The sequence below is a fragment of the Paenibacillus monticola genome (genome assembly GCF_009664975.1).
Taxonomy (GTDB): domain Bacteria; phylum Bacillota; class Bacilli; order Paenibacillales; family Paenibacillaceae; genus Paenibacillus_AQ; species Paenibacillus_AQ monticola.
Map to the genome: position 1 here is coordinate 12,173 of NZ_WJXB01000021.1, position 15,218 is coordinate 27,390.

At 53.4% G+C, this 15,218-nt stretch carries 8 protein-coding genes; all 8 read left to right on the forward strand.

Annotation, left to right across the window (positions count from 1 at the left end):
• Positions 1 to 51: 51 nt before the first annotated feature.
• Genes GJB61_RS29775 through GJB61_RS29810 form a run of 8 tightly spaced genes read left to right on the forward strand, consistent with a single transcriptional unit; the run spans position 52 to position 15,111 of the window.
• Positions 52 to 387: a PAAR domain-containing protein gene (locus GJB61_RS29775; RefSeq protein ID WP_229522532.1), complete on the forward strand. Its 336-nt coding sequence runs from the start codon at positions 52 to 54 to the stop codon at positions 385 to 387.
• A 3-nt stretch (positions 388 to 390) separates the two neighbouring features.
• Positions 391 to 786, forward strand: a complete 396-nt coding sequence (locus tag GJB61_RS29780) for a GPW/gp25 family protein (RefSeq protein WP_154122653.1) — start codon at positions 391 to 393, stop codon at positions 784 to 786.
• Positions 786 to 4,424 carry a putative baseplate assembly protein gene (locus GJB61_RS29785; RefSeq protein ID WP_154122654.1) on the forward strand — a complete coding sequence of 1,213 codons (3,639 nt, stop codon included), beginning with the start codon at positions 786 to 788 and terminating at the stop codon, positions 4,422 to 4,424. The genes GJB61_RS29780 and GJB61_RS29785 overlap by 1 nt, the downstream gene beginning before the upstream one ends.
• Positions 4,425 to 4,457: 33 nt before the next feature.
• On the forward strand, positions 4,458 to 5,330 hold the full coding sequence (locus tag GJB61_RS29790) for a baseplate J/gp47 family protein (RefSeq protein WP_154122655.1): 873 nt from the start codon (positions 4,458 to 4,460) through the stop codon (positions 5,328 to 5,330).
• A complete protein-coding gene (locus GJB61_RS29795) occupies positions 5,327 to 6,076 on the forward strand; it encodes a phage tail protein (RefSeq protein WP_154122656.1) in 750 nt (249 codons plus the stop codon). Before GJB61_RS29790 ends, GJB61_RS29795 begins: the two co-directional genes overlap by 4 nt.
• Before the next feature lie 29 nt (positions 6,077 to 6,105).
• Entirely contained in the window at positions 6,106 to 8,952 is a 2,847-nt protein-coding gene (locus GJB61_RS29800; RefSeq protein WP_154122657.1) for a tail fiber domain-containing protein, read from the forward strand.
• A gap of 19 nt (positions 8,953 to 8,971) precedes the next feature.
• Complete coding sequence (locus GJB61_RS29805; RefSeq protein ID WP_154122658.1) at positions 8,972 to 9,154, forward strand: hypothetical protein; 183 nt, start codon at positions 8,972 to 8,974, stop codon at positions 9,152 to 9,154.
• A gap of 38 nt (positions 9,155 to 9,192) precedes the next feature.
• Entirely contained in the window at positions 9,193 to 15,111 is a 5,919-nt protein-coding gene (locus tag GJB61_RS29810; protein WP_154122659.1) for a tail fiber domain-containing protein, read from the forward strand.
• Positions 15,112 to 15,218 lie beyond the last annotated feature (107 nt).

A 15,218-nucleotide genomic window follows, 5' to 3' on the forward strand; every position in this document is an offset into this window, starting at 1 on the left:
CCTGCAGCTAAGAAAGGCGACCGCATCCTGGCTACCGATACGCATATCGTGATGATTCCGGCCGGATCGGCGCTCGTTCCTACGCCTTTGCCCCATCCCTTTACGGGCATTCTGGACGGTGCTCTGAGCGCAAACGTCAAGATTATGGGGCAACCGGCTGCTACAGTGGATTCCACCGCCACGAATACGCCGGCGCATGTTCCGCAGGGAGGCCCGTTTCAAAAGCCTCCGGCAAATCAGGGGAAAATTATCGCCGGCAGCGCGACGGTAAAAATCAACGGAAAAATGGCTGCCAGAAACAGTGATCCGGCGCTGACATGCAATGATCCGGCCGACCTCCCGGCAGGCAAGGTGGTTGCGGCGGGAACGGTCTTAATAGGAGGCTGAAATATGGAAGTCGTAGATTTTTTGGGACGGGGCTGGAAATACCCCTTTGCTGTCCAGCGGGGCAGCATCAATTCTTCGGGTGGAGAGGACTCCATCAGAGAATCCATTATTATGATTCTTTCAACTGCCCGCGGCGAACGGGTGATGAGGCCGGATTTCGGCTGCAGGCTGAATGAGCTGGTGTTCTCGCCTAATACAATGAGCACTGCAACCTTGCTGAGAAGCTTCATTGAAGAGGCGCTGCAGAACTGGGAACCCCGGATTGAAGTGGACGACATTACGGTCACGCCACGCTCCGACCAGTCTGAGCTGGAAGTGTCCATTGACTATTCGATCAGGGCCAGCAACAGCAAATATAATCTGGTCTATCCATTCTTCCTTGAAAGTGTGGGGAAATAATGCCAAACATTGTGCCTACCATTGATAAGCGGAATCAGGAACAGCTGGTTCCGGAACTAAGACGCTTAATCTACCAATACTGCAGCAAGGAATGGACGGATTTGACGGAGGTGGAAGCAGACAAGAAGGTAGATGCTCTGGTCCATATCTTTACCGGTATGATGGGCAAAGTCATCAGCCGGCTGAACCAGGCGCCAGAGAAGAACTTTACCTCCTTTTTGAATCTGATCGGCATTCATCCAACACCGCCCAGAGCAGCCAAAGTACCGCTGCTCTTCAAGCTGAAGCCGGATGCTGACACCTTCAGCACGATTCCGGCAGGGACCCGGGTATCGGCCCAGCCCGAGAATCAGGCAGAGGTGATTTTTGAAACCGAGAAGGATTTGACGGTCATCCAGCCAAGGCCGGTCAGGGCCGTAAGTCTTGACCCCGAAGAGGACCAGTGGAGCAATCAGGATTATCTGTTTGCAGAGGAGCCTACCGGCCAGAGTGCCAGATTGTTCAGAGGCGATTCGACGGTGGTTCACAGGCTGTACCTGGGACACCCGGAGCTGCTCGGGTTCGAGGAGCCGGGCAGTCGCTTGTCGGTGTATTTCAACAAGCCGGATGCAGCGCTGACTACAGCTGCGGAAGGGCAGGACGGAACCGGAGATCTGCTGATGAATATGGACTGGTTCTGCTTCGATGAAGAAGGGAACGCTGTACAGCTGTCCCCTTCAATGGCCGAGTCTGTGGAGGATTCCGCCTGGAGGGCGGTGGTACAGTTCGACCGCCTGTCCGGAGTGAATTCGAAGACACTTGCCGGTTACGAGCAGGCGGAGGTGCTGCGGGAATGGCCGGGCAAGTGGATATTTGCCGAGCTGAAGACGCCCATAACCGTGGACACCCTGATGCCGGATATCGAGGATATCCGCTTAGAGCTAAACGTAGTCAGCCCGCTGCCGCTTGCACCGGATGTGACGGTGAACAACGGCACGCTGCTGGATATGGGCAAGGATTATTATCCCTTCGGGGATAAGCCCAAAGTGAACGACACCTTCTATATCGCCTGCAGCGAAGCCTTCTCGAAGCCGGGTTCCCGGATTACGCTGAAGCTTGAGCTGTCCGAACCGGAAATCAGCAAGCTGCCGGATACCCCGTATGTGAGACTCGGCTGGGAGTACTGGAACGGCAAGGAATGGCTCGGTATCAGCAGTATGGAAGAGATGCTGGACGAAGGGGTTGCGGCTTCAGGAGACGGGGCGGGCAGTGCGGCCTGCCTAACTGCCAGTGGAACGCTTAGCTTCGAGTGTCCGGGGATCAAGCTGCTGACGTTGGGTGGTGAAGAGCGCTACTGGATTCGTGCCCGCATCACGGGCGGCAATTATGGTGAGGATGCGAAATATGAATACCAGGATGAAGAGGTCAAGCTGGGAGAAGGGAGCATCAATATAGCTAAGCTGAAGGTTACGCAAGCGACCTATGCTCCCCCTTCCATCCGCAAGCTCGGTATTGCTTACAGCTACACACTGGAGGCGCATCCTCAAACCGTGCTTACAGAGAATAATTTCAGCTTTGCGGACAAGTCGGCTGCATGTCTGGCGGAAGGGGAGTATTTCAAGCCTTTCTATCCCTGTGCAGAGCTTGAGCCTACGTTCTATCTGGGCTTTGACCGTGATATCAGCAATCTGCCGGTTTCGCTCTTTTTTCCTTTAACTGGTGAACAACTGGGGCGTCCGGTAGTAGCCTGGGAGTACTGGGACGGTAGAAGATGGCTGACGCTAAGCGTAAATGACGAGATCAGGGGCTTCACACGCAGGGAAATCCTGCAGTTTGCCTTCCCGATGGATATTGAGAAGCGCCCGCTGTTCGGAACAGAGCAATATTGGATTCGTGCCCGGCTGGAGGAAGGACGTTTTGAGATTTCTCCCAAGGTCGATGCTATTCCCTTAAACGCAGTATGGGCCCGCAATTCGAATTCTGTAGCCGGTGAGATTCCGGGCTCCAGCAATGGTGAAGAGAACCAGAGCTTTCAGTTATCGAAGACGCCTGTGCTGCCTGGACAGAACCTCAGAATCCGCGAGGCGTCGGGGCAAGGCGAATGGGTACTCTGGGAGGAAGTCGACACCTTTTCGTTATCTGGCTCGGACGGAAGACACTACCTGCTGGACAGAAGCAGTGGAACGGTTATTTTCGGGGATGGAAGGAACGGTATGATCCCGCAGGCGGGAACCGATAACATCCTATGCGATTATAAGCATGGCGGCGGAGTATCCGGAAACGTTGCCGCAGGCGCGATATCCAAGATATGGGACAGCTTCAGCTGGCTGGATTCGGTGACGAATCCAGTGGCGGCGGACGGCGGATTTGACCAGGAGGAAGCGGAGCAGGCAAAAATCCGCGGACCGCATACGCTGAAGAGCTGGAACAGGGGCGTAACCGCCGAGGATATGGAATGGCTCGTGCGTGAGGCGATGCCCCAGATTGCCAAAGTGAAATGTCTCAGTGCCATGAACCGTGATCTGGAATTCGTCCCGGGCACAGCCACAATCATTGTGGTGCCGGAGACAGACGATCCGAAGCCTGTCCCCAGTCAGGAATTGCTAAGTGAAATTGAAGCCTATCTGTGTGAACGGACCTCGGCGATACTGAACACAAGCGAACCGGGAATTGAAGTGATCGGCCCGGATTACGTCCGGACCTCTGTGGAGGCAACAGTAGCGTTCACCTCGGCAGACCAACGGAAGGTGGCGGAGGGTCGGATCATAGACAACCTGAAGCAGTTTTTTCATCCGCTCTATGGCGGAGACGGTGATACGGGCTGGGATCTGGGTCAGAACCTTTATATATCCGAGGTCTATGCCGTGATCAAGAATACGCCGGGTGTTGATTATGTATCCGATATTGCCATCAAATCTTCGGTGCAGTGCTTTACGGTGAAGCTTGAACCCTTGGAGAACGGGCCATATAAGCCTCTGGCGGCATACCCGAAATACAGTGTGGTCCGCTCTGACGACAACTCCATTCAATTTGCGCTTGCAGAGCCGGTGGAAGCCGGAAGTGAAGTGAAATCGCTGGTGCTTAAGGGGTTCAAGGAGAATGGAATTATCAGGCTCCGCTACAGAACCTATGAGCCGGTAGAACTGATTGTCCTATCCATCGACGGCGATATTCTGGAATGTCAGACCCTTGATGAGGGGCCGCTGGAGCGGAGTTATCCCGAGGGCAGCGATCTTGAATTTGATATCACCGATGATCTAACGGTCCGCACCTATATTCTTAACGGACTGGACTCAGGTGCTGCATCGTTTTTTGTAAAGACCGCCGTGTTCGAGCAGAAGGATATTGTCTTCTTGAGCCGGACGGATGAGTATGTGAACACCACGCCGCTCAAGATCCATGGAATCAGCACGGAAAATATTTTCCTTGAAGAGGATGAGCTGATCTGCGGCGGGATGCATCTGGTGAACAAGCCGGAAGAGCATATCTTTCCATATCTTATGGATAAGCATTCGGGCCTGCTTCATGATGTGACCGGGACTACGGCAGACTGCAAGCTGGAAGCCATCCTCAAGGAGGACCGCAAGTATTTCACAGAATTGACTGCTGTTCCTGAAACAGCGGTACGTTGCCCTTATTGTTTTCCTATCGAGCTGTAATAAGACATTGAACTAAGAAAGGAGGAAGAACCTATGCCGCTTCCAGTACCGAATTTGGATGATCTTAGCTTCGACGAGCTTGTAGCGGATGCCAAAACGCTTATTCCGCTCTACGATCCGGATTGGACGAATTATAATCCCTCCGATCCCGGCATTACACTGGTGGAGCTGTTCGCATGGTTCAGTGAAATGGTTCTCTACCGGATTGACCAGGTGACGGATGAGAGCAAGCTGCAGTTTCTCAAGCTGCTGGGTATAACTCTGGGCGAAGAGGAGGAGCTTACAAGCGGGATACAGCGCGGGGCGAAGCAGTTCTCGGAGAGCTACAGGGCCGTAACGGTAGCGGATTTTCAGCTGCTCTCCAAGCAGAGCCTGCTGGAAATCCCAGGCATTCTGGATACTTATCCCGACCTCGCGGTGCGCACGCTCTGTCTGATTAATACGGATATGGAGAATGGCACCGGAGTGAGTAAAGAAGCCTTCGGGCACGTCTCGGTGATAATGGTGCTGCAGACTGAGAATCAGAAAGATCTGCTTCGTGAAGTAACGGAGATCAAGCAAAGTGTAAAGGCCTATCTGGATGCCCGCAAGCTGCTGACTACCCGTGTCCATGTGGTGGAGCCCGATTACCGGGATGTTGTGATCGAGATGACGGTTTCTGCCAAGAACCAGAGCATCGGCAGCATCGTTAACGACAGCATTGTACGATTTCTGGATCCGGTAAGCGGCGGAGAGGAAGGCCAGGGCTGGCTTCCGGGAAGAAAGCTGTATGCGTCTGATCTGTATCATCTGGTAGAAGGCATAACCGGAATCGATCATGTGACGAGTGTGACGCTGGACTCCCCCGACCTGCTGCCGTTCCAATTATTTAAGCTGAAGGACCTGAAGATTGAGGTGGAATCATGAGCAGCCAGAACGATTACAGTTATGTGCAGTATCTTCCAAGGGTGTTCCAGCAGAAATCAGGGGAATCGGACGAACAATTTTTTCTAGGACGTTTCCTAGGGGCTTTTGAAGCGATGCTCTCCGGTAAAACGGGAGCGGCCGGCGAGGAGTCAGTGGGGATTGAAGCACTGCTGGATGGGCTGCATCAGTATTTTGATCCTGAAATGGCGCCTTCCCAGTTTCTGCCCTGGCTTGCAGGCTGGGTAGGCCTCCAGCTTGCTGAAGGTGTGGAATATGACGGCGAGCAGGATAACCGGGAACGTGCACTTGCCCCTAGGCAGATTCTCCCGCTTGCGGCGGCCCGCAGCACGGTCAACCGCAAGCTGATCGGCAGTATTGTCCAGCTCTACAAAAAACGCGGAACACTGGACGGCCTCGCGGAATATTTGCAGGTCTATGCGGGTGAAGAGGCTGCCATTCAAATCAATAATTACGAGGAGCCTGTCCGCTGCGGCAATGCTCAGCGTGTCGGAATTAATACGATGGTGGGGGCGGCAGAGCCGAACTATTTCTCCGTTCATGTCATCCTTCCGGCGTACAGCCGGAGTCTTCTTCAGCGCAAGGTGCGGAACCTGCAGGAGGTGCTCCGGAAGGAGAAGCCATTTTATACCAATTCCAGCCTGAATATAGAAGTCCCGCATATGTGCCTGGGGGTCTATGGGCGCGTGGGTATGGAAACCTTACTCGGGGGTATGACAGAGCAATAGAGATTATAGATCGGGAGGCCAAGCGAATCATGGGAAAAGAATTAAAAAGAATGCGTTACTTTGACGGACTCTTCCTGAATGCGGAGGATTACAAGCTCGATCAGGATTTCAACCTGCGCCTGCAGCGGCTGCATAACCGTTATTTGCATACCTGGGGTATTGTCTGCGGGCTGAAAGTGCTGCCTTTGGTGGACCTGGCAGAATACATGAAGGTGAAAATTGCGGAAGGGCTTGCTCTGAATCAAGTTGTGGTAGAGGACAAGAACAATGGGAAGCACGAGAGCATCAGCCAGGAAATTCTCATTTATGAGGGGCACCCGGACAATCCGGTGGATCTCTCCGAGTATAACGCCAATGAAAGTATCTATATCTGGATCAGCTATGAAGAGGCAGAGGCCGAACGCAATATTGAGCGTGGTCAGGGACAGGAGATTCATACCTGGGAGCGAGGACGGATCAGCCACAGCACTACTAAACCAGACAGCTCCGATAAAATTGTCCTGGCCCGGGTGGTTCCCCGCAAGGAGGGCACTGGAATTGTGATCGACAGTGCGTGCATTTTCGATTATGACAGTGATGTGGCCCGCACGCCACTTAGGACCTACGCAGGTGCGGCTGGCAAGAAGCTGGTCACGGAGAAGCTGGTCATCAAGGCTAAAAGTGAAGACAGCATGGACAGCGTGGAGCTGAATGAAGCAGCTCTGGCTGCCATGCCGTCAGTGTATACACTGCAGGAAGGCAAAGTCCTGGAGGTTAGCGCTCCAGAAACCCATTTCACTGGCGCCATTAACATTGCCGGAGATTTGACGCTGCAGGGAGAGCTTATCCTGCAGAGCAAGGATAAATCCCAAAGTGAAATGCGGATCATGAACAGCTTCGTCGAGGTTAACAGTCCCAACACAGATGATCCAGACTATGAATTTCCCGGTCCGCGTGACGGTGGTCTGGAAGTATACCGGGGCGATGGCGGCACGCATGACGCACGGATTGTATGGGTGGAGGCGGATCAATGCTTCAAGGCGGGCATCGGGACCGATCTGAAGAAAATCGCCTACGGCAACGAATGGGACAGCTTGATTAAGTATGAATTTGCCGATCTGCTGCACAGGCACAGCAAGCTATCGTCAACAGGAGGCTCCTCCTTCGGATTCACGGGGGCAGGCAAGCTCTACAGCGATGCTGATCTGGCACTCAAGGATGACAGGATCCTTTGGCTGAAGGGCACGAACCCGGATACTGTTGACAGCTCGCATGGTCTGGGCTGGTTCGGAACCGGCAAGCCGTTCGCCGCTGCTGATGTGGACGGACCCGTATTATTCGGGAACAGCGGCGGTGTTCTCGGCACTAGGACGGTTAATAGTGACAGCTCCCGGACAGACAAGCAGGTGCTCTCTTGGAATAAGAACGGCTATGTCGGAATCGGCCCGCAGAAGGCGCTGGAGGATTCTCTGGATGTCGATGGCAGCGTGCGTATTCTCAGCGGAAGGAATCCTGTCCGCTTCACCTCCTCGTGGACGGGCTTCCCTGATAATCAGATCAACGGCGCTGAGATCAGCAATGATATCACGGATCACAAAGCGCTGATGATCGTCGGCAACCAGTCTGCCGGACAGGGGAGAAAGGTCGCCGTCTGGGATCGGCTGGATGTGAATGGATTTCTGTATGTTAACGGTAAAATGCAGGCATCACAGGAGATTATTCCGAGTGCGGGGAACGGAGCGCATAACGGCATTATTTTCCCGGCCAATCCGGGCGGCGGCGGATCAGATCTGGCGTGGATCAAGTACTATCCCCGTACGGGAGAGGATTGCACGCTGGAAATAGGCACCTCCAATGACGGAAGTGACCATATCTCCCTGAATGCTTCCGGCAATGTGGGTATCGGAACACTAACACCGGCGGATAAGCTGGATGTGGCAGGTGAACTGCGTGTCCTGAGCGGGCAAAATCCGATCCGCTTCACGTCCAGGTGGTCAGGCTTCACGAGTCCATCCGTAAATAATGCTGAAATCAGTAATGATACCACAAGCTACAATTCACTAATGATTGCGGGAAACGGGAAATCGGGATCACGCAGGGTATCGATCTGGGATAATCTCGATGTGAACGGCTCCCTGCAGGTGAATGGCGGTGCCCTCATTAAAGGAGACCTCCAGATTCTGGGCAGCATCAAAACAGATGTGTTCAACTTTGCCGGGAAATTTAAAAAGCTGGATGTGGCCGAAGAATTTGCCGCCATTGTACGCTGTGCCGATTTCTACATCGGCTATCCGGGCCGCCGTGGAGCTCCCGGCAGAGCTCTGGTCGATAACGGCAGCCATCTGGTGCTCAATTACGGCAACGACTGGTCGTATGCTTCTGTTCACAGCAGTCTTGAAGTGAGAAGTGCCCTGATCCCTAGCGCGGGCAGCGGCAATAACGGTATCATCTTCCCGTCAGATCCTGGCGGTGGTAGCGGCGACTCTGCCTGGATCAAGTTCTATCCGACCAGCGGGGAGAACTGCGTGCTGGATATCGGCGTGTCCAATGATGCCGGCGACCGCATTTATCTACATGCCAGCGGCGGTGTCTATGCCAACGGCAGCATGTACTGGTGGTCCTCGCGTGAGCTGAAGGATAATATCGCGGATATACCTGTCAAAGAAGCGAAGCAGTTGCTGGATGGGCTGAACCCCGTCTCTTTTAAGTACAAAGGAGGCACGAAGCCAAGAACACTCGGGTTCATTGCTGAAGAGGTGCCGGCAGTTCTGGCAGACCCTGACCAGAAGGCGATCAGCGGCATGGATATCATTGCTGTTCTGACCAGCGTGATGAAGGATCAGCAGAAAGCTATAGCGAGAATGCAAAAACAAATTGACACCCTGCAGGGTGCTTAAACCATAGGAGGATGAACTCATGAAAGAACAATTGGAAGCACGCATGAATGAACTGAAGGCAGAACTTGAATCCGGCCGGCAGATGATCCAGGAGCTGGATGAGAAACGTACCAATTTGGGGTATACCCTGACGCGGATCAGCGGGGCCATCCAGGTGCTGGAAGAATTGGTTGCCGGAGAAGCAGAGTCCGTTCAGGCCTGAACATGCAGTAACTATGAAGAGCCGGGAGGAGTGGGATTGTGCCAAAGGATATGAAACGCATGAATTATTTCAATGGGCTGCTGCTAAAGGAAGATGATCTGACGCTGGATCAAAATTACCATAAGCGCGTGCGGCGGCTGCATAACCGTTATTTTCATGATTGGGGAGTCGTAGATGGTCTTGAGGTTACTAAGACAGACACAGACCAGATAAAAGTTGAGATCGCTCCGGGCTTTGCCCTCAACCGTGTTACCGATCCGGAGAACAATGAAGAGATCAGCCAGGAAATTCTGGTTAGTGACTCACATCCTGACAGGGTGCTCGATCTTTCCGGATACAGCACATCGGACCAGATCTATATTTCGATCAGCTACAGAGAAGAACTGGCGGACCCCGATCTTGTCAAAGGGGGAGGCAAAGCGATTCATATGCTGGAGGTTGCGGATATCCAGGCAAGCTCTCTGAAGCCTGCGGATGTGCGTAAGAACATCCTGCTGGCCCGTGTGACTTTGAAGCATACTCAAGATGGAGCCTTGAGTATTGATCAAATCTATGAGACCGATGTAGACGGGTCGGAGCTGGTGACCCGGGCTGTAGGCGGAACCAAGCTTAAAGCAGATAAAATCATTATCGGCTCCAAGGAGGACCCTGAGATTCCCTTCTTCAGCAATTCGAAGGAAGAGGATGGTGAGGAAGGGAACCGGCTCAATGTTCACGCTGCACTGACAGAATTTACGGGGAATATCAGGGCGGGAGCCGTCAGCACCTATGGTGCCGTGGATGTAAATGGGGAGCTTTCCGTTACCTCCGGCAGTGAGACGGTGTTCAAGGTCAATGATTCCGGCGATATAGAAATTGCCGGTGCGGTCACTGCCCGAGGTCCGTTCTCCGTGAGGAATGGGATTGAAGTCAGCGGGGGAATGGCGGTGCTGGATGTCCCCCAGCTAGTGATTGGCGGAAGCAAGGTTACACTCAATCAAAATGCGAGTGAGGTAGACAGAATTGGCGTTGAGATCATTCGTAAGGATCAGCCCAGCGCTAAGCTGCAATGGGATGAGAATGATAAAGCATGGATGATCGGAACCGATGTGAAAGAGGGCGACAAGGCCAGTGGCATGTTCAAGGTTGCCTACGGGGCAGACTGGGAGCAGCTGCATCACGGAGCGAATGCGGATATCCTGCATACCCACAGCCAGCTGATTGCTGCAGACGGCAAGCCGGTGCTCCGTACTGACGATCAGGGGAATATCCAGGTAGATAGGGGGATGAGCGTATCCGGAACGCTGGTATCCAACAAAGACGGCCTTGAAGTCTTCCGTGGGGCAACACTACCCAATGCCAAAATTGCCTGGAATGAGGCTGCGAAATCCTGGCAAATCGGCATGGCAAACGGGGATATGACCGATATCCCGGACGGGAAGCAGTGGGAAGAGCTCACCGCCGGCAGCAGTAATGCAGATGCCCTGCATACCCACAGACAGTTTCATAATGAAGATAAAAGTCTGCTTGCGCTGGAGATTGGCGCTGATGGCAACGTGAACATTCCCCATGAGCTGATGGTTGGCGAGACGCTCACCGTGAACAAGCTGATTGTCAGGGAAGAAGAGATCGTGATCAAGAAAGTGGAGCAGGAGGTGGCAGACAGCTTCCTGACGGTTAATAAAGCGGAGGATGACGCGGCTCTAGGCAGCAAGGGGGGGCTGGATGTATACCGGGGCAGCCAGAATCCGAAGGCCCGTATGGAATGGAATGAGACTGACCGCAAATGGAAAATAGGAATCGAAGGCAGCATGTCCGATATTCCGTACGGAACCAAGTGGGACTCGCTGACGAACGGATCTGTGTCCGATGCTTCCCACAAACACAGCACGCTGAGCACACCGTCAGGTGGAACTATTTTGTCGGCTGATGGGCAGGGGAAGCTGTCCGCATCCGGGAATATGGAGCTTGGCGGAACCCTGCTTGTCAAGGGCAGTGCCGATCTTAAGACCGATCTGAATGTGGGCGGTTCGGCTACGATTGAGGGTAACCTGACAGTAAAAGGCAACACTACGTTCATCAAAAAGGAAGATCTGGTCGTGGTCAGCAACCGGATTGAGATGAATAAATTCGAAGGCAACAGCTCAGCCCTGAAACAGAGCAGCATCGAGGTCTACCGGGGCAAGCTGAATCCAAGTGCCAAGCTGCTCTGGGATGAAACTGAAGGCAGATGGAAGCTGGGCCTAGGAGATGAGCTGTCCAATATTGCTTACGGCAGCAATTGGGACGCGCTGACCGGAGGGGTGAGCTCAGATGCCGATGGCCTGCACCGGCATAATTCCTTGAGTGACAGCGAAGGCAACACGGCCATCCAGGCAACAGCCGAAGGTGATATTGAAATTATTAACGATGCTGAGGTACAGGGAACACTTACTGTCAACAATGGAGCCGATATCAATGGCGGCCTGGCGGTCCAGGGCCTAGTGCGGGTAGATGGCAACTTGATCGTCAAAGGCACCACGACAACTGTTGAACGTGAAGACCTCGTCGTCACCAATAACATCATTGAGATCAACAAGTTTGAAGGCGACACGCCGCCCGCGAACGAGAGTGGGATTGAGGTCTACCGGGGAGAATCGCAGCCGGCCGCCAGAATGATCTGGAATGAAAGTGAGCGGAAATGGAAGGTCGGCATCGGCAGCGCGCTGGAGAATGTCGCAAGCGGCAGCTCCTGGGACAAGCTGACACAAATGGCAAGTGCGGATTCTCTTCATATCCACAGCCAGCTGTACAATCCGCAGAGTGACATACTGGCGCTAAGTGCCAGTGCCGAAGGGGATGTGGATGTCCATCATGATCTCACGGTTGGCAGCAGCCTGACGGTAGCCGGTGACCTGGAAATCCGGGGGACATCTGCCAGTATCGCCACAGATGAGCTGGATATCGGCAGCCCTTGGATCACAATCAATAAGGATGCCGATGCTGTCACCTCTCTTTCCGGCGGCGGATTGGAGATTTACCGTGGCGTAGACCAGACTTCGGCTAAGATTTCCTGGGATGAGGATAAAGACCAGTGGCAGCTTGCTACCCCTACAGACAGTGCCGCGTTGGTTGTGGATTCCTCAGGCAATGTCAACGCCTCTGGCGGAGTGAAGGCTGCTAATGCCACTATCACAGGAGCAGTGACTGCAGCCAGTGCCGCAATTGCCGGAACGGTGACGGTCGGAGACGGAATAGAAGTTCTGCAGGGTACAGAGACCAGTGCGCAGATCAAGTGGGCGAAGGACCGCTGGAAGCTGGGGACTGCTGGCAAAACTGTGCTCAGCCTGACCCGCAGCGGAAAGATGGGGGTGGGCACCGATAATCCTACCGAAGTACTGGATGTGGCAGGCAAAGCGATCTTCCGTACAGAGACAGAGGTCTCTGGAGCTGCATCCTTTTCGGGTAAGCTTACCGCTCATAATGAAGCGACATTTGAAGGTAATGTTTCGTTTAACAAGGTAATTAATGCAGTGAATGCTGCAATAAGCAATAATGTAGTGGTGGCCGGCAACGTGGTGGCCGGTGGTTTTGAAGCTCCGCGCGGACTGGACAGCAACGGGGAGGCACTACCGAATGCCCGGATTGTCTGGAATAATGAGCAGAAAGCCTGGTTCTATGGTGACGGGGATACCTTCTCGGAATTCGGCACAGGTAAGGGCGGCCAGAACAAGCTGTTCAATTCACTCGGCAATACCATTGCTGTGTATTCTGATGCCCAGGGAAATGTCGGTATCGGAACAACTACTCCGCTTGCACTAGTGGATGTAAAGGTTTCGGGCGGAGACACTGCGTTCAGTGTAACCGGAACCGGGAAGGTCGGTATCGGGACCTTTAATCCCGAAGCCAAACTTGATGTTCAAGGCAATGCGGCGGTTAGGGGGGATCTCAGTGCTGTAAATGCGGTCTTCTCCAAGGATTTGACCGTGAACGGCAATTTGACCGTCAATGGTGATATAGTGACGATCAACGCAGCCACGCTGGAGGTCGAGGACAACATTATAAGAGTCAACAAATATACACCTCAGGCTACCCCGGTTGTCAAAAATGCCGGACTGGAGGTGTTCCGCGGAGGAACTGCCCTTCCTGCCCAGCTACTGTGGGATGAGACCGCCGATGAATGGCTTGCCGGTGTCTCGAACACACTGAAAGCCATTGAATTCAAAGGCCACACCCATCCTGAGTTTGCTGCATTGTCCGGTGCCATGACCGTGGATGCAGGCAATGTCGGGATTGGTACTTCAGCACCAACGGCTAAGCTGGATGTGAACGGCAATGTGGCCGTTACCGGGAAATTGACTGTTATTGATGCAGCGCTTAGCGGTGTATTAACGGCTAAAGATGCGACGCTGAGCGGCACGGCTGCACTTAAGGATGTCATAGTCAGCGGGGCGTTGACAGCTAAAGATGCCACAGTCAACGGAGCGTTGACAGCGAAGGATGCTACGGTCAACGGCACCTTTACTACGAAGGATGCTACGGTCACTGGCAGTCTTACTCTCAGTCAGGGGATTGCAGTGGGCAGGGGAACAGACCCAATGGCGCAAATGCTCTGGGACGAATCTCTTGATGCCTGGCTTGTTGGCATTGCAGGAAGCATGAAGCAGCTCTCATACAGCGGCCATACGCACCAGGAGTTAACTGATCTGACCGGTGTTCTGAAGATTGCTTCCGGGAATCTAGGGATTGGAACGGCAGCGCCAGCCGCCAAGCTGGATGTGAATGGAAATGCGGTTATATCCGGCAGATTGACCGTTACCGACACCGTTGTCAGCGGTTCATTAACGGCCAAAGATGCTATGATCAGCGGCGCATTAACGGCTAAAGACGCGACGCTGAGCGGTACGGCCCAACTTAAGGATGTTACCGTCAGTGGTGCGTTGACGGCTAAGGACGCTGCGGTTAGCGGAACGTTGACCACAAAGGATGTTGCAGTCACCGGCAGCCTTATCCTCAGTCAGGGTATTGAAGTGGGCAGAGGCACAGACGCGAAAGCACAGATTATCTGGAACGAAGCGATTGCTGAATGGCAGGTTGGGATTGCGGGCAGCTTGAAGCAGCTTGCTTACAGCGGTCATACGCATCAGGAACTTACGGATCTGACCGGTGTGCTGAAGGTTGCTTCCGGAAATATCGGGATTGGCACCACAGCACCAACCGTCAAGCTGGATGTGAACGGCAATGTGGCAGTGTCCGGGAAGCTGACCGTAGCGGATGCAGCTCTAAGCGGCGCACTGACGGCTAAGGATGCGATACTCAGTGGCACTTTGACAGTTAAGGATGCAGTAGTCACTGGCACACTGTCAGCGGAGGACATTTCCCTCAGCAATAAACTGACGGTGAAGAATGCTGTAATCAGCGGCAGCCTTGTGGTCAGCCAGGGCATTGAGGTTACCCGCGGAACGGATAAGATAGCCCGGATTCTCTGGGATGCTGCAACCAATGGATGGCAGGCTGGAATAGAAGATAATATGCAGAATCTAGTCTGCAAGGATTCCGTCTATGATGAGCTGGTCCAGGTGGCAGACGCGGTAACGGTAGATTCCAGCAGCAATGTAGGGATCGGCAAAACCCCTGCCGATGATTACAAGCTGGATGTGAACGGCAACCTGCGGGCGACCAACTTCGCGCAGACTTCCTCCAGAACCTACAAGGAGAATATCGCCAGCCTTCCAGTGAAAAAAGCTTTGGAGCTGCTGAACAAGCTGAAGCCAGTTACCTTCAACTATAAAGCGGAGAATGCCAAGAAACAGAACATTGGCTTTATCGCCGAGGACGTGCCACAAATCTTCTCAACCTCCGATCACAAGTCCGTTGTACTGATGGATATCATCGGTGTGCTGACTACCGTTGTCCAGAAGCAGCAAAAAGAAGCTCAGGATATGCGCAAGCAGGTTAATGAACTTCAGGTTCAGGTTGCGGCCTTGGCAGGCGCTTAATCGAAAAGTACTTATATGCGAATAGATACGTGAAGCAGCTCCTGCAGCCATTGCTGCAGGAGCTGCTTATTTTGTCAATCTATAAGATTGAAACTAAAGATGAACGT